Raw genomic sequence first — 16,543 nt, 5'->3', positions numbered from 1 at the left:
ATCAAAGACCGACATGTCTGTTTCCAAATCCGGCCGAATGTGCCATGACGCTGCTGAGAGGTGGTCAGGCGTGGGACCCGAGCTGACCGTTCCGCCGACCTACTCGCCCATCCCGCCCGCCGTGCACCCCCGGCACGTGGAGATCGAGGCCCGGACGACCGCATGGGCGAATCGATTCTCCATAGGCTCGGACGAACTGCGCGGGCGGCTGGTCACCCATGGGATCGGCGGCTTCTCGGCCCGCATCCTGCCCGACGGCCGCGAGGAGGTCGTCTCCCTCCTCGCCGACTTCGTCCTGTGGCTCTTCGGCGTCGACGACGGGTACTGCGAGGAGAGCGATCTCGGCCACGATCCGGGCGCGCTCACCGGCGTACTGCACCGGCTGCTGCGCGTCGCGCAGAACCCCGAGGCCCCCGTCCTGCCGGGCGACAGCCTCGCCGAGGGCCTGCGCGACCTGCGGTGCCGCATCGCCCGCCACGGCACGGTGGGCCAGGCCGCGCGCTGGATCGACGCCCTGCGCGAATACTTCTTCTCCGTGGTGTGGGAGGCGTCCTACCGGCGCTCGGGCGCCGTGCCGAGCCTGCCCGACTACACCCTGATGCGCCTGTACGACGGGGCGACCTCGGTCGTCCTGCCCATGCTGGAAATGGGGCACGGCTACGAACTCCAGCCGCACGAGCGCGACCACAAGTCCGTGCGCGCCGCGGCCGAGATGGCCTCCTTCATCATCACCTGGGACAACGACATCTTCTCCCACCACAAGGAGAGCCGGGGCTCCGGCTACTACCTCAATGTGCTGCGCGTCCTCCAGAACGAGTACGGCATATCCCAGGAGGAGGCCCTGACCACGGCGATAGCCCAGCGGGACCGTGTGATGACGCTGTTCATGCGCCTGAGCGCGCACCTGCGGCAGCAGGCCAGCCCGCAGCTGCGCCAGTATCTGCACAACCTGGGTACGTTCATCCGCGGCTCCCAGGACTGGGGTATCACCTCCCTGCGCTACACCACCCCGGACGACCCGGCCCGGCTGCCCTCGACGTTGCGCTCCACACCCACCGACGACAGCCGCGCGCCGCTGGACATCCCCGTCATCTCCTGGTGGTGGGGGCTGGTCCCGGCCACTCACGCCCAGGCGGGACATGGCGCGGTGGACGACGGTGCACGCGCGCACGCGTGGGCGGCGCAGCCCGCCGGCTGACGGACCTGGCGGGGTGACTCGCCGTCCGGCCCCTGCCCGGCGGGTCACTCCGCCGGGTCGTCCGGACGGTCACCGAGCCGGTTACGGCCGGTCAGCGACCGCTGGAGACGGGTGAGCGCGCTGCTCGGCGACCGTTTGCGCAGGGCGGCGCGCGCCGCGTTGGCGCCGGGCGCGCCGTGCACACCACCGCCCGGATGGGCCCCGGCCGATGCCAGGAAGAGGCCCTTGACCGGGGTCTCCGGCCGCCCGGTACCCGGCACCGGGCGGAAGACGAGCTGCTGGTGCATGGCGGTCGTGCCCCCGTTGATGGCGCCTCCGTGCAGGTTGGCGTCCAGCGCCTGCAACGTGGGCGGCGCCAGGACGCGGCGGGCCCGGATACGGGCGCGGAAGCCCGGCGCGTACCGCTCCACCTGCTCCTCCACCCGGTCCGCCATCGCCTCCTGCTCACCGCTGCTCCAGGAACCGGTGATCCCGGCGCCCCCGGCGTCCGCACGGACGTCGTGCGGTACGTGGGTGTACGCCCACGCCGACTCGGTCCCGGCCGGCGACCGGGTGGCGTCGGCGGTGGTCATCTGCCCGAAGAGGGCGAACGGCCGGTCGGGGACCCGGCCCGCCGCGAGCTGCGCGGCGAACCGCGTCAGTTCGTCCACGCCCTCGGCCAGGTGCACGGTGCCCGCGGTCGCCGCTTCCCGGCAGGTCCACGGCACCGCGCCGTCCAGCGCCCAGTCGACCTTGAACGTCGCGAAGTCCCACTGGAAACGGCGCAGGTCCGCCGTCAGCCGTGTGGGCAGATGCCGGCTGTCGACCAGTTCGCCGTAGAGGGACGGTACGGACACGTCGGCCAGTACGGCCCGGCCCGCGGGCACCGACTCGCCGCCCGCGGTACGCACCGCCACAGCGCGGCCCGCCCGTACGACGACCTCGGTCACCCGCTCGCCGCACCGCAGGACACCGCCGCGCGCCTCCAGCCGCCGTACCAGAGCCTCCGTCAGCGCGCCCGCGCCGCCGACCGGTACGGGAAAGCCGTACGACTGCCCGAGCATGGACATCAGCCATCCGAAGCCCCCGCTGCCCGCGGCCTCCGGCGCCAGGTCGGCGTGGAGTGCGTTGCCCGCGAGCAGCAGCCGGCCGCCCTCGCCGCCGAACTCCTCCTCGCCCAGCCGCCGTACGGGCAGCACCAGCGTGCGGGCCAGCCGCAGACCGCCCGCGCTGTGCAGGCGGGCGGCGAGCCGGGCCGTGGCCCGCACCGGCGGGAACGGTGTGAACAGCGCGCCCAGGATGTCCGGCCCCACCCGGTCCCAGATCTCGCAGAGCCGCTGCCAGGCGTCGCCGTCGCCGGCGGCGAAGCGGTCCAGCCCGTCGGCGGTGGCCGGCCGCCGCCGTTCCAGCACCGCGCACCGGCCGTCGGCCAGCGGATGCGCGAGGACGCTGGGCGCGTGGCTCCACCGCAGCCCGTGCTCGTCGAGGCGGAGCGCGTCGAGCACCGGGGAGGCGGCGGCCAGCGGGTAGAAGGAGCTGCACAGGTCGTTGACGAAGTCGGGGTGGACGCCGCGGTCGCTGCGGACCGCGCCGCCCGCCTCGGGCTGCGCCTCCAGGACTTCCACGCTCCAGCCCGCGTCGGCCAGCAGATTCGCGGCCACCAGCCCGTTCGGGCCGGCGCCGATCACCACCGCGTCGGGCATCGCGGCCTCCTTCCCGCCGGACTCGCCAGGCCCGCCGGACTCGCCAGGCCCGCCGGACTCGCCAGGCCCGCCGGACCCGCCAGGCCCGCCGGACCCGCCGGGCCCGTCACGCCGTCTCGCTCGGCTGTCGCGGGCAGCTCTCGACGACCTTGGCCAGCCGGCTCAGCATGCGGCGGTGCCGGAGCTGGAACAGGGCGTCCAGGACGGTGTTGTGCACCAGTCCGCCGGGCCCTTGCAGGGGGTGTTCGTCCATGATGACCAGGCTGTGGTCGCCCCAAGGACGGATCTCGACGGCGATCCGGGCGGTGCCGAGCGCGCCGCTGTCGACCTCCAGCTCCAGTTCCCAGGGAGGCTCGCAGCGCCGGACGACGGTCCGGCCGGTCAGCGTCCACGGGCCCAGGTGCACGCTGTAGGAGAGCGTGGATCCCAGCTCCGGCCAGTCGCCCTCGCACGGCCGCGACCGGTACGGCCCGACCACCCACTCCTGGTACCGCCGGCCGTCGGCGAGCACCGCCCACACCGCGTCGGGATGTCTCTTGATCAGCTGATGCCTTACCGCCATGCGGTCTCCAACGTCGGAAGGAACCGGTCGCCGGCGTCGCCTGCCAGCCTAGGCCGGGGCTCTCGATCCGGCCTCCGGGACCTCACCCGTGTGCCCGCGAGGCCGCGGGCCACACACGGGCCGGACGACCGTGTCCCGGGCCGCGCCGCTGTCACGGCGTCACGTTGCAAAAGCCCGTTCCCGGGTACTGGTCCCCGATCGCCGCCCTGCCCCGCCCCGCCACCCATACCGCTACCGCCCGCAGCCCGTGGAGGCCCGACCATGAGCCACGACCTTCCCCTGCGCGGACGCACCGCCGTGGTCACCGGCGCCGCGCGCGGCCTGGGCGCGCACATGGCGCGTTCACTCGTACGGCGGGGAGCCGACGTGGCCCTGCTCGGGCTGGAGGAAGACGCGTTGGAGCGGGTCGCGGCCGGCTTGCCGGGACACGCCGAGCACTGGCCGGTGGACGTCACCGACGAGGACGCCATGGACCGCGCCGCCGCCCTCGTGGAGCGCCGCTTCGGCCCGCCCTCCGTCGTCGTCGCCAACGCCGGGGTGGTGGCGGGCGGCCCCTTCCTCGACACCGACCCGGCCGTCTGGCGCCGCGTCGTCGAGGTCAACCTGATCGGCAGCGCGGTGACCGCACGTGCCTTCCTGCCCGCCCTCCTGCGCACCCGCGGCTACTTCCTCCAGGTCGCCTCCCTCGCGGCCGTCGGCCCGGCGCCGATGCTGTCCGCGTACTGCGCCTCCAAGTCGGGGGTGGAGACGTTCGCACAGGTCCTGCGCGCCGAGCTGGCCCACCGCGGGGTGGGCGTGGGGACCGCGTACCTCAGCTGGGCGGACACCGAGATGGTCCGGGCCTCCGACCGCCGGACGGCGATGCGGGAGCTGCGCGCCCACCTGCCGTGGCCCGCGTCGAAGACCTACGACGCCGGGCCGGTGGCCGACCGTATGGTCCGGGGCATCGAACGGCGGGCCGCGGCGGTCTACGCACAGCCGTGGCTGCGGGCCGGCCAGGCGGTGCGCGCCGTCCTGCCGGGGATCGTGGCGGAGGGCTCGCGCCGCGCGTTCCTGCGCCTGGCGGGCCGCACCGACCTCACGGCGACCGGTCTGCTCGGAGCGGGCGGCCGGGCGGCCGAGGCGTCCGGCGAGACCCGCTGCTGACCGCGCGGAGTACGGGGGAGGGCGCGGCCGTTCGGCGCAACCGGTGCGGCGGGCCCACCGCACCCGGGACAAGCTCGGCACATGGATCAAGCATCGGCTCCCCGGGTGCGGCCCGGGCTCGTCTTCCTGCTGACGGCGGCCGGGGTCGCTGCCGCCCTGACCCCCGGCGCCGCGGCCCAGGAGCGTACGGACGCCCCGGCGCCCGCCGCCGCGGAGTCCGTCCGTACGGCCTCCGCCTGGCTGCCCTACTGGGACGACACCAAAGCCGCCTACCGCGACGCCCTCCAGCACGCCGCGCAACTGCACACCGTCAGCCCCTTCTGGTACCGGGCCACCTCCACCACCACCATCAAGAGCCAGCCCGGCGCGGGCGACAAGCAGGTCATCGCGGGCCTGCACAAGGCCGGTATCAAGGTCGTGCCGACCGTCAACGAGTCCATGGACGCCACCGCGATGGCCGCGCTGCTGCACGACCGGTCCCGCCGCCACGCGCACATCGCGGCGCTGCTGCGGCTGGTGGCCTCCCGTGCGTACGACGGCGTCGACCTCGACTACGAGACGATGGCGACCACCGGCAGCGCCCGGATGCGCGAGCGTGTGCGCACCGGGTACGCGCTGTTCGCCGACGAGCTGTGCGCCCGGCTGCACGCCAAGGGCAAGAGCTGCGTCATCACCGTCATGGCCCGTACCGGCACCTCCGGCAAGGCGTACGACTACGCGCGCCTCGGCAAGGCCGCCGACCGCGTCCGGATCATGGGCTACGACCTGCACTGGGCCGAGGGCTCCCCGGGCCCGCTGTCCTCGCTCGCCTGGTACGAGGAGTTCCTGCGGTACGCCACCCGCACCGTGCCGCGCGACAAGCTCGAAGTGGCCTTCCCCGGTTACGGCTGGGACTGGACCCAGGGCGTCAAGGCCCGCGCCAAGCACCTGACCTGGAAGGAGGCGGAGGCGCTGCGCCGCCGCAAGGGCGCCGCCTACCGGTTCGACGCGAAGTCCGGCACGCCCCACTTCACGTACAAGGCGGGCCGGGCCGTGCACCACGTCTGGTACCAGGACGCCCGAGGGGTCGCCGCGCACCTGCCGCTGCTGAAGAAGTACGGCGTACGGAACACCGGGCTATGGGCGCTCGGGTTCGAGGACCCGCGGTTCTGGAAGGCGCTGGGCGGCGAGTAGCCGCAGCGCCGCCTCGGACGGCGAACCGGCCCGCGCGGTGAACATCAGCAGGCTCTGTCCGGAGGCGTCCGGCGTCTGAAGCATCTCGAAGTCCAGCTCCATGGCGCCCACCAGCGGGTGGTGGAAACTCTTCACGCCGAAGCTGCAGTTGCTGACCGCGTGCCGCGTCCAGAGCGCGCTGAACTCGGCGCTCTTCATGGACAGCTCGCCGATCAGCCCGGCCAGCTGCTGGTCGTCCGGATGCTGCCCCGCCGCCATGCGCAGCGCGGCGACGGCCCGCCGGGTCTCCGCCTCGCGGTCCGGATACAGCTCGCGGGTGTGCGGGTCCAGGAACAGCAGCCGCTGGGTGTTGGGCCGGTCCAGCGGCCGTCCGGGGCTGTCGAAGTCCAGGTGGCCGGCCAGCAGCGCGTGCCCGGCGGGGTTCCACGCCAGCACCTCGAAGCGCCGGTCGAGTGCCACGGCCGGCACCTCACCGAGCGCGGCGAGCAGTTGGAGCGTGCCGGGGCGCGCCTTGTCGGGCCGTACGGCCGGGCGGCGGCGGGCCCGGGCCGGGCGGGCGAGGTCGCGCAGGTGGGCGCGTTCGTCCGGGGACAGCCGCAGGGCGCGGGCGAGCGCGTCGAGGACGCCGTCCGAGGCGTTGTGGCTCTGGCCCTGTTCGAGCCGGGTGTAGTACGCCACGCTCACCCCGGCCAGTTGCGCCAGCTCCTCACGGCGCAGGCCCGGTACGCGGCGCCGGGCGCCGTAGGAGACCAGGCCGACGTCCTCCGGCTGGAGGCGGGCGCGGCGGGTCCGGAGGAAGTTGCCCAACTCGGCGGTGGTGTCCATAGGGGCCAGTGTCGTCCACCGGGCGGCGCGGTGCCTGACCCTGCCGGTACCAGGCTCCGGGCGGCCTCGGTGCGAGGCATCCCGCGATCGGCTGTTCCCTCCGGGATACCGACCGCTTAGTATGCCGAGGGTCGCGGGACCCGGCGGGGTCCGGCTCCCCGCGCTCCCCGCGTACCCGAGGTCTGTGGAGGCACCTGTGAAGGCATGGCGCGTACACGAGAACGGCGAGCCTCGCGAGGTGATGCGGCTGGAAGAAGTGCCGGACCCGCAGCCCGGGCCGGGGCAACTGCTGCTGCGGGTGCGGGCGGCCGACGTCAACTTCCCCGACGCGCTGCTGTGCCGCGGCCAGTACCAGGTCCGCCCGCCGCTGCCCTTCACCCCGGGCGTGGAGATCTGCGGCGAGGTGCTCGCCGCGGGCGAGGGCGCGTCCGCCGAGGTGGGCGCCCGGGTCCTGGCCCAGCCTCCGCTGCCGGACGGCGGCTTCGCCGAACTGGCCCTCGCGGACGCGGCGTCGGTGCGTCCCGCCCCCGACGCCTTGGACGACGCGGAGGCCGCCGCACTGCACATCGGCTACCAGACCGGCTGGTTCGGCCTGCACCGCCGGGCCCGCCTCCAGCCCGGCGAGACGCTGCTCGTGCACGCCGCGGCGGGCGGGGTCGGCAGCGCCGCCGTCCAGCTCGGCAAGGCCGCCGGGGCGCGGGTCATCGGGGTGGTGGGCGGCTCCGACAAGGCGGCCGTCGCCCGCGAACTGGGCTGCGACCTGGTGCTGGACCGCCGCACCGACGACCTCGTGGCCGCCGTCAAGGAGGCGACCGGCGGCCGGGGCGCGGACGTGGTCTACGACCCGGTGGGCGGCGACGCGTACGCCAAGTCCGCCAAGTGCGTCGCCTTCGAGGGCCGGATCGTGGTCGTCGGCTTCGCCAGCGGCGCCGTACCGGCCCCCGGCCTCAACCACGCCCTCGTGAAGAACTACACGATCCTCGGCCTGCACTGGGGCCTGTACAACACCAAGGACCCGGCGGCGGTCGACGCCTGCCACGAGGAACTGACCAAGCTGGCCGCCCAGGGCGTCATCAAACCGCTGATCGGCGGCCGGGTGCCGCTGTCCGGCGCGGCCGAAGCCGTACAGCGGGTCTTCGACGGCACGACCACCGGCCGCCTCGTCGTCGTCCCCGGTCTGGAGGACGTGCGATGACGGCCGGGGAGACCACCGAGGCCGGGCGCCTCGACGCCGACGGGCTGCGCCGCCGCACCGCCGAACTGCTCGCAGCCCACCCGCCGGCCACCACCGCCCCGCTCGACTTCCTGCGCGCGCGCTTCGACGCCGGACTGGCCTGGGTGCACTTCCCCCGGGGCCTCGGTGGACTCGACGCGCCGCGCGCGCTCCAGGCCGTCGTGGACGCCGAGCTGGAGGCGGCGGGCGCGCCGGACAACAATCCGCGCCGTATCGGCATCGGCCTGGGCATGGCCGCCCCCACCGTCCTCCGCTTCGGCACGGACGAGCAGAAGAAGCGCTTCCTGCGGCCGCTGTGGACCGGCGAAGAGGTGTGGTGCCAGCTGTTCAGCGAGCCCGGCGCCGGCTCGGACCTGGCCGCGCTCGCCACCCGCGCCGTACGGGACGCGGACGGCACCGGCTGGGTCGTGGACGGCCAGAAGGTCTGGACGTCCGGCGCCCACCAGGCCCGCTGGGCGATCCTCATCGCCCGTACGGACCCGGAGCTGCCCAAGCACCGGGGCATCACCTACTTCGTGTGCGACATGACCGATCCCGGCGTCGAGGTGCGGCCGCTGCGGCAGATCACCGGCGAGGCCGAGTTCAACGAGGTCTTCCTGACGGGTGTGCGGATTCCCGACGCGCACCGCCTCGGCGAGGTGGGGGAGGGCTGGAAGGTCGCGCAGACCACGCTGATGAACGAGCGGGTGGCGATCGGCGGCGCCCGGCTGCCGCGCGAGGGCGGCATGATCGGCGTCGCCGCGCAGGCGTGGCGCGAGCGCCCCGGATTCCGCACCCACGACCTCCACCAGCGGCTGCTGCGCCACTGGGTGGACGCCGAGGTCGCCCGCCTCACGGGGGAGCGGCTGCGCCAGCAGCTCGCGAAGGGGCAGCCGGGCCCGGAAGGCAGCGGCATGAAGCTGGCGTTCGCCCGGCTGGCCCAGCAGATCAGCGGCTGGGAGGTGGAGTTCCTGGCCGACGAGGGGCTGTTGTACGACGACTGGACGCTGCGCCGCCCCGAGGGCGTGGACTTCACCGGACGCGAGGCCGGCTACCGCTACCTGCGCGCCAAGGGCAACTCCATCGAGGGCGGCACCTCCGAGGTGCTGCTGAACATCGTCGCCGAACGCGTCCTGGGCCTGCCGCCCGAGCCGCGCACCGACAAGGACGTCGCCTGGAAGGACCTCCCCCGATGACCGCTCCGAACGGGGCCCAGGCCGCACCGGCCCCCGCACAGCCCGAGGCCGCCCCCGACCTCCTCTACTCGGAGGCCGAGGACGACCTGCGGGCCGCCGTCCGCTCGCTGCTCACCGACCGCGGCGGCCCGGCCGCCGTCCTCGCGGACCTGGAGAGCGGCCGGACGCACGACACCGGGCTGTGGCGCTCGCTGGCCGCCGACATGGGCACGGCCGGACTGCTGGTCCCGGAGAAGCTCGGCGGGCAGGGCGCGAGCGCCCGGGAGGCCGCCGTGGTCCTGGAGGAACTGGGCCGCTCGGTGGCCCCCGTTCCGTACCTGACCAGCGCGGTGGTGGCCGTGACAGCGCTGCTCGGCTGCGAGACGGACCGCCCGGAAGTGGCCGGACCACTCGCCGCACTTGCCGAGGGGCGCAGCGTCGGCGTGCTCGCCGTGCCCCTGCCGACGGCCCCGGGCACCCTGCCGGAACCGGCCGTACGGGCCGACGCGGACGGCGCGCTGAGCGGCGAGGTGACCGGCGTCGCGGACGTCGCCGCCGCGGACGTGCTGCTCGTACCGGCCGACGGCCCGTACGGATACGCGCTGTACGCCGTGGACATGACGGCCGACGGCGTGCGCACCGAACCCGCCACCGCGCTCGACCTGACCCGCGTCCCGGCACGCGTCACCCTCGACCGCGCCGCCGGACGGCTGCTGGCCGGGCAGGACACGGCCCGCGCGGCGGTGACCGGGGCCCTGCTCACGGGTGCGGGACTGCTCGCCTCCGAACAGCTCGGCATCGCGGAATGGTGCCTGGCCGAAACCGTGCGGCACACCGGCCGGCGCACCCAGTTCGGGCGCCCCGTGGGCTCGTTCCAGGCGCTCAAGCACCGGATGGCCGCACTCTGGCTGGAGGTCGCCTCGGCCCGCGCGGCAGCCCGCAACGCCGCCGACGCGCTGGCCACCGGCAGCCCGGACGCGCGGGTGGCGGTGGCGGTCGCGCAGGCGTACTGCGCGCCCGTAGCGGTACGGGCGGCCGAGGAATGCATCCAGCTGCACGGCGGCATCGGCATGACGTGGGAGCACCCCGCCCACCTGTTCCTCAAGCGCGCCAAGGCCGACGAGATCGCCCTGGGGACCCCGGGCCGGCATCGCGAGGCGCTGGCGGAGCTGGTGGAACTCCCGGCTCCGTAGGCGCTTCCGGTGGGCTCGAACGCCCCGCACGGCCGGTTCCGCAGCGGTTCGTGCGGGGCGTCGGGCGCCGGCCCCCGCCGAGGAGGCCGCGGTATTCGAACGTGGAAGTCCTGGACCTTTCGCCGACGAGGGCCTACCCGATCAGTCTCAACGGCCCGCTGACATCGCTCTCCTCGCCGTCCTGGGTCGTCACCTCGACCGTGTAGGAGGTGCCCGGCGGCACGGCGGGCAGGGTGGCCAGCGCCTCGCCGGCCTTCCTGGTGCCCGCCTTGGGTGCGACCAGCGACAGCCGGTCGTGTGCGCCGGACGGCGTGCGGGCGCTCAGCCAGACGTCCACCTCCTTCCCGGTGGTGTTCGACCACTGGACGAGGAGACTGCCCTCCACCTTCGCGCTGGAGCCGGCGGCCGGTGCCGTGACCTTCAGGGCCGGGCCGGCGGCGGACGGGGCGGCGGCCGGTCCGACCGCGAGGGCGGCTGCCGCGGCGGTGGTGGCGGCTCCGACGGCCATGCCTTTGGCCTTCGCCGTACGCATGATGACCTCCGTGTCGTCGGGGGCGGTCGGGCCAAGCTTCCCCGCGCGGTGAGATCATCACCGGTGCCGGGGCGACGGTCACCGCACCGGAGGCCCCTGAGCGGCCGGGGCGCCGCGGCTGTACGACACTGTGTCCCCGCGGCGGTGCCGCCCCCGGTGTCCGGGGCCGCGCAGTGCGACTCCGCCCGTTACGCAACCGTTATGTCTAAAAAGTGCAGTTCGGGTAGCGTCGTAGTCATGAAGATCGCAACCCGTCGCCCCACGGCCTCCGGGACGGCGCTCCGCCGGTACCCGCAGGCCGGGCCGGCGTCCCTGCTGGCCGCCGTCCTCCTGGCGGTGCTCACCGCCGTGGCACCCGGCGCGCGGGCCGCCGGCGGGCTCGACGAGGCGGCGGACGCCCTGAAGAAGGGCCCGGTGTACGTGGACCCGCGGGCGTCCGGCGAGCTGTCGTCCGCCGACGCGGACGCCCTCGCCAAGAAGATCAAGGACTCCGGGAAGCCGGTCTTCGTCGCGGTACTGCCCAAGGCCGCCGAGTACCGGCCCGAGACCCTGCTGCGGGACCTGCGGACCAAGACCGGCGTCAGCGGCGTCTACGCCGTCGAACTCGGCGACCGGTTCAACGCCGCCGCCGACGCCCGGGTGCTGTCGCACAACTCCGTACGCAACCTCGTCGGCGCGGTCCAGCGCTCCGGCTACGGCACCACCGAGGAACGCCTGAACAGCTTCGTGGACACCGCCACCCAGCAGGCGTCCGGCCACGAGCCGGCCTCCTGGGGCGGCGACGGCGCCGGTGTCAGCACCGGCGCGCTCGTCGGCCTGGGCGCGCTGGCGGCCGTCGGCGGTGGCGGTGCCTACGCGCTGCACCGCCGCAGCAAGAAGCGGCGGGCCGAGGAGGAGCGGGCCGCGCTGGAACAGCTGCGCGTCGTGGTGGACGAGGACATCACCGCCTTCGGCGAGGAGCTGGACCGGCTCGACTTCACCCCCGGCGAGCCCGGCGCCGACGACGCGATGCGGGCCGACTACAGCCATGCGCTGGACGCGTACGAGAACGCCAAGACGGCGATGGCCCGCGCCGAACGCCCCGGCGACGTCGAGCAGGTCACCAAGGCCCTGGAGGACGGCCGGTTCGCGCTGGCCACCCTGGCCGCGCGGCGCGAGGGCAAGCCGCTGCCCGAACGCCGGGTGCCGTGCTTCTTCGACCCGCGGCACGGGCCGTCCGTCGCGGACGCGGAGTGGGCGCCGGACGGCGCGGCGCCGCGTACGGTCCCGGTCTGCGCCGCCGACCAGGCGCGCCTGGCGGACGGGCAGGAGCCGATGGCCCGCACGGTGCAGACCGAGTACGGGCAGCGTCCTTACTGGGACGCGGGCCCGGCCTACGGCCCCTGGGCGGGCGGCTACTTCGGCGGCGGCATGCTGCCGGGCCTCCTCATGGGCACCATGCTCGGCAGCGTCATGATGGGCCCGTCCGCCTACGCCTCCGACTTCGGCGGCGGCCAGCAGGGCGCGGAGGGCGGCGACGTCTCCGGATCGGACTTCAATCCGGACGACTTCTCGGGCGGCTTCGGCGGCGGCGGTGACTTCGGCGGCTTCGGTGGCGGCGACAGTGGCGGCGGCTTCGGCGGCGGGGACTGGTGACGCGCGCCGCCCGGCCGGCGGCTGTCGGCTGACCGGAGTTGCCGGGTCGGTGACGGTCACCGTCCGACCGGCGCCGCCCGGACCCGCTTCGCGCCCAGGAACCGCGCGTAGCGGGCCCGCCGGGCGAAGTCCGCGTACGTCCACACGGCGGGCCGTCCGACTTCCTTGCAGAGGTGGAGCACCTGGTCGGGTCCCAGGTGCACGCCGACGTGTGCGCCGTACCCGGCGGGCCGTTCCGGCGCCTCCCCGGCGTCGAAGAGCACGAGGTCCAGCGGGCCCGGCGGCTCGGCCCGTACGGTCGCCGCGGTGTCCGCCCACAGCTCGGCGGACCGCAGCGGCGGCACCTGGCGTCCGAAGCGGCGCAGCACGGCGTAGGCGTAGAGCTGGCAGTTGGCGCCCGCCGTCACGTCGTACAGGTGGTGGCCCGGCGCCGGGGGAGCGCCGGGGTGCCGGGCGCCGTCGTACGGGACGTCCCGCAGGGCGGCGGGCAGGCGGGGGAGCGGATCGGCGGGCATGTGCTCATGATGACGGGTCCCGCGAGGGGGTGGCGGAGCTTCCGTTTCTCACATGTTGTTTAATTGCCTGCACTTTGCAACAACATACGGTCTTCAGTAGGGAGTGGGCATGAGGTCCCGGTCGATACGCTCAGCGACCGCCGCGGCACTGGCGGGGACGGTGGCGCTCACAGCGGCGGCCTGCTCGACGCCCTCCAGCGGCAAGGGCGGCGCGTCCGGAGCCCAGGACTCCGCCGTGGTCGGCATCGCCTACGAACCGGAGTCGCTCAGCCCGCTGCTGGGCTACGGCAAGGACGGCAACTCCAAGATCTTCGACGGGCTGCTCACCCACGACGCGGACATGAAGCTCAAGCCCGCGCTGGCCGCGAAGCTGCCCGAGGTCTCCGACGACGGCAGGACGTACACGTACACCCTGCGCGACGGCGTGACCTTCAGCGACGGCAAGCCCTTCACCGCCGACGACGTGGTCTTCACCTACGAGACCATCCTCGACGCGAAGACCAACAACGCCTCCAAGGCCGAACTGGACGCCCTGGAGAAGGTCGAGAAGAAGGACGCCCGTACCGTCGTCTTCCATCTCAAGTACCCCTACGCGCCGTTCGCCGAGCGCACCGTCCTGCCGATCGCCCCGCAGCACGTCGCGGGCAAGCAGGACATCAACCACGGCTCCTTCACCACCGCGCCGATCGGCACCGGCCCCTACATCCTCACCAAGTGGTCCAAGGGCGAGAAGCTCGTCTTCAAGGCCAACCCGCACTACTGGGGCGGCGCCCCCAAGGTGAAGAACTTCACCATGGCGATCATCAAGGACGACGACGTGCGCGCCACCCGGCTGCGCTCCGGCGACCTCGACGGCGCGATCCTGCCGCCCAACCTCGCCGCCACCTTCAAGTCCGACCAGGACAAGAAGTCCCTGGCCGCCAAGACGTTCGACTACCGCACCGTCACCCTGCCCACCGCCAACAAGGTCACCGGCGACCAGGCGGTCCGCCGGGCCCTGGACATCGCGGTGGACCGCAAGGCCATGGTCGACGGCATCCTCGACGGCGCCGGCAAGCCCGCCTACGGACCGGTGCCGACCGACAGCCCCTGGTTCGCCAAGGGCACCGAGCGCGCCCACGACCTGAAGAAGGCCGAGCAGATCCTCGACGACGCCGGCTGGAAGAAGGGCGAGAACGGCATCCGCGCCAAGGACGGACAGCCCGCCTCCTTCAAGCTCTGGTACCTGGCCGGCGACAAGCTCCGCCAGGAGCACGCGCTCGCCTTCGCCTCCGACGCCAAGAAGGCCGGTGTCGAGGTGAAGGTCGAGTCCGGCCCCTGGGAAGCGATCATGCCGAACATGAAGACCGACGCGGTCCTCGCGGGCGGCGGCAGCCCCGCCGACCCGGACTTCGACCAGTATCTGCTGCTGCACTCCTCGCTGGCGGGCGACGGCTTCAACAACATGTCGCGCTACGACAACCCCAAGGTCGACAAGGCGCTGGTGGACGCCCGGCGCACCGACGACAAGGCCGCACGCAAGGCCGGGTACGACACGATCCAGCGCGAGCTCGTCGACGACCCGGCGTACGTCTTCCTCACCCACATCGACCACCTGTACGTGGTCAAGGACCGGTGGAAGAACCTCACCACCCAGGTCGAGCCGCACGACCACGGCCTGGCCTCCGGCCCGTGGTGGAACGTGGAGGACTGGCAGCCCGCCGCGTGAGCCGCCTCGCACAGCTGCCCTGGGCTCCCATGGCGCGGATGACCGGACGGCGCGCCCTGTTCGCCGTACCCGTCCTCCTCGCCGTCACCCTCGGCGTGTTCGCCGTCGCGGCCGCCGCGCCCTTCGACCCGGTCAGGGCGTACGCCGGGACCGCCGGGCTCACCGCCTCCCAGGCGAACCTCGACCAGATCCGGCACAACCTCGGCGTCGACCAGCCGCTGCTGGGCCGCTGGTGGCACTGGCTGACCGGCGCGCTCACCGGCGACCTCGGCGACTCCGCGACGCTGCGCGCCCCCGTCTCGCAGGTCATCGGCGAACGCATCGGCTGGTCGGTGCTGCTGTGCGCCCTGGCGTTCGTGCTCGCGATCCTGGTGGGCACGCTGCTGGGTGTCCTGGCGGCCCGCCGGCCCGGCTCGATGCTGGACCGCGCCGTCACCTCCGCCGCGTACACCCTGGAGGCCGCCCCGCCGTTCTGGCTCGGTCTGCTGGCCGTCTGGCTGTTCGCGCTCAAGCTCGGCGTCCTGCCGGCCGGCGGCCTGACCGACACCGGCAGTGAGATCGCCACGGCCGGGCAGGTCGCGCGGCACGTCGTGCTCCCGGCGCTGGTCCTCGCCGTCTCCCAGCTCCCGTGGTTCGTGCTGTACGTACGGCAGGGGGTCGGCGACGCACTGGAGGAGGACCCGGTGCGCGGCGCGCGGGCCCGCGGCCTGAGCGAGCGCACCGTGCTGTTCCAGCACGCTCTGCGCTCCGGGCTGCTGCCGGTCCTCACCCTGGTCGGCTCCCGCGTACCGGAACTGATCACCGGGGCGCTGCTGGTGGAGTCCGTCTTCAGCTGGCCGGGCATCGCCGCCGCCACCGTGGACGCGGCGACGAGCGTGGACTTCCCGCTGCTGGCCGCGCTGACGGTGCTCGCCACGATCGCCGTGCTGATCGGCAACCTGCTCTCCGACCTGTTGTACGGACTCGCCGATCCGAGGGTGGGATTCGATGGCTGAGACGGTGAACGCACCCGGCGGCACGGCCGGCACGTCCGCCGGCACCGACTGGCACCGGCGCTCCGCGCGGCCCGGCGGACACGGCGCCCGTACCCGTACCCGGGCCCTGCGCGTCCGCACCTCCGCCGTCCTGGTGGCGGCCGTCCTCCTGGCCGTGATCGTCGTCCCCCTGCTGTTCCCCCTGGACCAGCAGGCCGTGGACCTCGCCGCCAAACTCCGGGCGCCCTCCCCCGCCCACCCCTTCGGCACCGACGAGGTGGGCCGCGACCTGCTGCTGCGCTGCGTCTACGGGCTGCGCGTCTCGCTGCTCGTCGGTGTGGTCGCGGCGCTCGTCGCCACCGTCATCGGCACCGCGGTCGGTGCGCTGGCCGGAGCGCTCGGCGGCTGGGCGGACCGGGGCGTGATGCGCGTCGTGGACCTGTTCTCCTCCGTGCCGCACCTGCTGCTCGGCATCTTCATCGTGGCGATGTTCCGGCCCGGCGTCTGGCCCGTGATCATCTCGGTGGCGCTGACCCACTGGCTGTCCACCGCGCGGATCGTCCGGGCCGAGGTGCTCTCGCTGCGCTCCCGCCCGTACATCGACGCGGCCGTCTCCGGCGGGGCCTCCCGCCTGCGGGTCGCCGTCCGCCACCTGCTGCCGGGCGTCCTGCCGCAGGCCGGGCTCGCCGCCGTCCTGATGGTCCCGCACGCCATCTGGCACGAGTCCGCGCTGTCCTTCCTGGGGCTCGGGCTGCCCGCGCACGAGGCGAGTCTCGGCAACATGGTCAACAGCGCGCGCAGCTCGCTGCTCGCGGGCGACTGGTGGCCGACGCTCTTCCCGGGCCTGTTCATCATCGTTCCCACGCTCGCCGTCGCGGGCCTGGCCGGTGTCTGGCGCGAACGCATCAACCCGCGCCGCCGATCGGAGCTGATGCTGTGACCGAGCCGTCCGAATCCGCCGCCCCTCCTGAGCCGTCGGCCCCCGCGGCCCGGCCCGTGCTGTCCGTACGCG

General features: G+C 74.0%; 15 protein-coding genes. 10 read left to right on the top strand and 5 right to left on the bottom strand.

Annotation, left to right across the window (positions count from 1 at the left end; all coding sequences use genetic code 11):
- The first annotated feature begins 70 nt into the window (after positions 1-70).
- Positions 71-1,198 carry a selina-4(15),7(11)-diene synthase gene (locus tag OEIGOIKO_RS04380; protein WP_246177196.1) on the top strand — a complete coding sequence of 376 codons (1,128 nt, stop codon included), beginning with the start codon at positions 71-73 and terminating at the stop codon, positions 1,196-1,198.
- A 44-nt stretch (positions 1,199-1,242) separates the two neighbouring features.
- Here OEIGOIKO_RS04380 and OEIGOIKO_RS04375 read toward each other — a convergent pair whose 3' ends face one another.
- Together OEIGOIKO_RS04375 and OEIGOIKO_RS04365 are read right to left on the bottom strand one after the other, a co-directional pair.
- A complete protein-coding gene (locus OEIGOIKO_RS04375) occupies positions 1,243-2,880 on the bottom strand; it encodes a phytoene desaturase family protein (protein ID WP_125052011.1) in 1,638 nt (545 codons plus the stop codon).
- Between the two features lie 106 nt (positions 2,881-2,986).
- A complete protein-coding gene (locus OEIGOIKO_RS04365; RefSeq protein WP_125052009.1) occupies positions 2,987-3,442 on the bottom strand; it encodes an SRPBCC family protein in 456 nt (151 codons plus the stop codon).
- Positions 3,443-3,703: 261 nt separating this feature from the next.
- Here OEIGOIKO_RS04365 and OEIGOIKO_RS04360 point away from each other — a divergent pair, with 261 nt between their 5' ends.
- Both OEIGOIKO_RS04360 and OEIGOIKO_RS04355 read left to right on the top strand, forming a co-directional pair.
- On the top strand, positions 3,704-4,588 hold the full coding sequence (locus OEIGOIKO_RS04360; protein ID WP_125052007.1) for an SDR family oxidoreductase: 885 nt from the start codon (positions 3,704-3,706) through the stop codon (positions 4,586-4,588).
- Positions 4,589-4,669: 81 nt separating this feature from the next.
- Positions 4,670-5,761 carry a glycosyl hydrolase family 18 protein gene (locus OEIGOIKO_RS04355; protein ID WP_125052005.1) on the top strand — a complete coding sequence of 364 codons (1,092 nt, stop codon included), beginning with the start codon at positions 4,670-4,672 and terminating at the stop codon, positions 5,759-5,761.
- Here the strand turns inward: OEIGOIKO_RS04355 and OEIGOIKO_RS04350 are convergent.
- On the bottom strand, positions 5,705-6,586 hold the full coding sequence (locus OEIGOIKO_RS04350; RefSeq protein WP_125052003.1) for a helix-turn-helix domain-containing protein: 882 nt from the start codon (positions 6,584-6,586) through the stop codon (positions 5,705-5,707). The genes OEIGOIKO_RS04355 and OEIGOIKO_RS04350 overlap by 57 nt on opposite strands.
- A 196-nt stretch (positions 6,587-6,782) precedes the next feature.
- On the opposite strand from OEIGOIKO_RS04350, the gene OEIGOIKO_RS04345 reads away from it, so the two are divergent.
- Genes OEIGOIKO_RS04345 through OEIGOIKO_RS04335 form a run of 3 tightly spaced genes read left to right on the top strand, consistent with a single transcriptional unit; the run spans position 6,783 to position 10,167 of the window.
- A complete protein-coding gene (locus OEIGOIKO_RS04345; protein ID WP_125052001.1) occupies positions 6,783-7,781 on the top strand; it encodes an NADPH:quinone oxidoreductase family protein in 999 nt (332 codons plus the stop codon).
- The gene (locus OEIGOIKO_RS04340) at positions 7,778-8,995 is read left to right on the top strand and encodes an acyl-CoA dehydrogenase family protein (protein WP_125051999.1); all 1,218 of its coding nucleotides are present in this window, start codon (positions 7,778-7,780) and stop codon (positions 8,993-8,995) included. Before OEIGOIKO_RS04345 ends, OEIGOIKO_RS04340 begins: the two co-directional genes overlap by 4 nt.
- Entirely contained in the window at positions 8,992-10,167 is a 1,176-nt protein-coding gene (locus tag OEIGOIKO_RS04335; protein ID WP_125051997.1) for an acyl-CoA dehydrogenase family protein, read from the top strand. Before OEIGOIKO_RS04340 ends, OEIGOIKO_RS04335 begins: the two co-directional genes overlap by 4 nt.
- Before the next feature lie 133 nt (positions 10,168-10,300).
- Here the strand turns inward: OEIGOIKO_RS04335 and OEIGOIKO_RS04330 are convergent, their stop codons facing one another.
- The gene (locus OEIGOIKO_RS04330) at positions 10,301-10,699 is read right to left on the bottom strand and encodes a hypothetical protein (RefSeq protein WP_125051995.1); all 399 of its coding nucleotides are present in this window, start codon (positions 10,697-10,699) and stop codon (positions 10,301-10,303) included.
- A gap of 237 nt (positions 10,700-10,936) precedes the next feature.
- On the opposite strand from OEIGOIKO_RS04330, the gene OEIGOIKO_RS04325 reads away from it, so the two are divergent.
- Complete coding sequence (locus tag OEIGOIKO_RS04325; protein WP_125051993.1) at positions 10,937-12,334, top strand: hypothetical protein; 1,398 nt, start codon at positions 10,937-10,939, stop codon at positions 12,332-12,334.
- Positions 12,335-12,390: 56 nt separating this feature from the next.
- On the opposite strand, the gene OEIGOIKO_RS04320 is transcribed toward OEIGOIKO_RS04325, so the two are convergent.
- Positions 12,391-12,849, bottom strand: coding sequence for a CHAP domain-containing protein (locus OEIGOIKO_RS04320; RefSeq protein ID WP_125051991.1), 459 nt, complete (start codon positions 12,847-12,849; stop codon positions 12,391-12,393).
- Between the two features lie 109 nt (positions 12,850-12,958).
- On the opposite strand from OEIGOIKO_RS04320, the gene OEIGOIKO_RS04315 reads away from it, so the two are divergent.
- The 3 genes from OEIGOIKO_RS04315 to OEIGOIKO_RS04305 are packed head-to-tail and all read left to right on the top strand — an operon-like array spanning position 12,959 to position 16,471.
- Positions 12,959-14,557, top strand: coding sequence for an ABC transporter substrate-binding protein (locus OEIGOIKO_RS04315; RefSeq protein WP_125051989.1), 1,599 nt, complete (start codon positions 12,959-12,961; stop codon positions 14,555-14,557).
- A gap of 29 nt (positions 14,558-14,586) precedes the next feature.
- Positions 14,587-15,552: an ABC transporter permease gene (locus OEIGOIKO_RS04310; RefSeq protein ID WP_125058436.1), complete on the top strand. Its 966-nt coding sequence runs from the start codon at positions 14,587-14,589 to the stop codon at positions 15,550-15,552.
- Positions 15,545-16,471, top strand: a complete 927-nt coding sequence (locus OEIGOIKO_RS04305) for an ABC transporter permease (protein WP_125051986.1) — start codon at positions 15,545-15,547, stop codon at positions 16,469-16,471. Before OEIGOIKO_RS04310 ends, OEIGOIKO_RS04305 begins: the two co-directional genes overlap by 8 nt.
- The last annotated feature ends 72 nt before the right edge of the window (positions 16,472-16,543 follow it).

Source organism: Streptomyces paromomycinus (assembly GCF_003865155.1).
Lineage (GTDB): Bacteria > Actinomycetota > Actinomycetes > Streptomycetales > Streptomycetaceae > Streptomyces > Streptomyces chrestomyceticus.
Note: the sequence above shows the minus strand (reverse complement) of the source record. Positions and strands in the feature narration are given on the sequence as shown.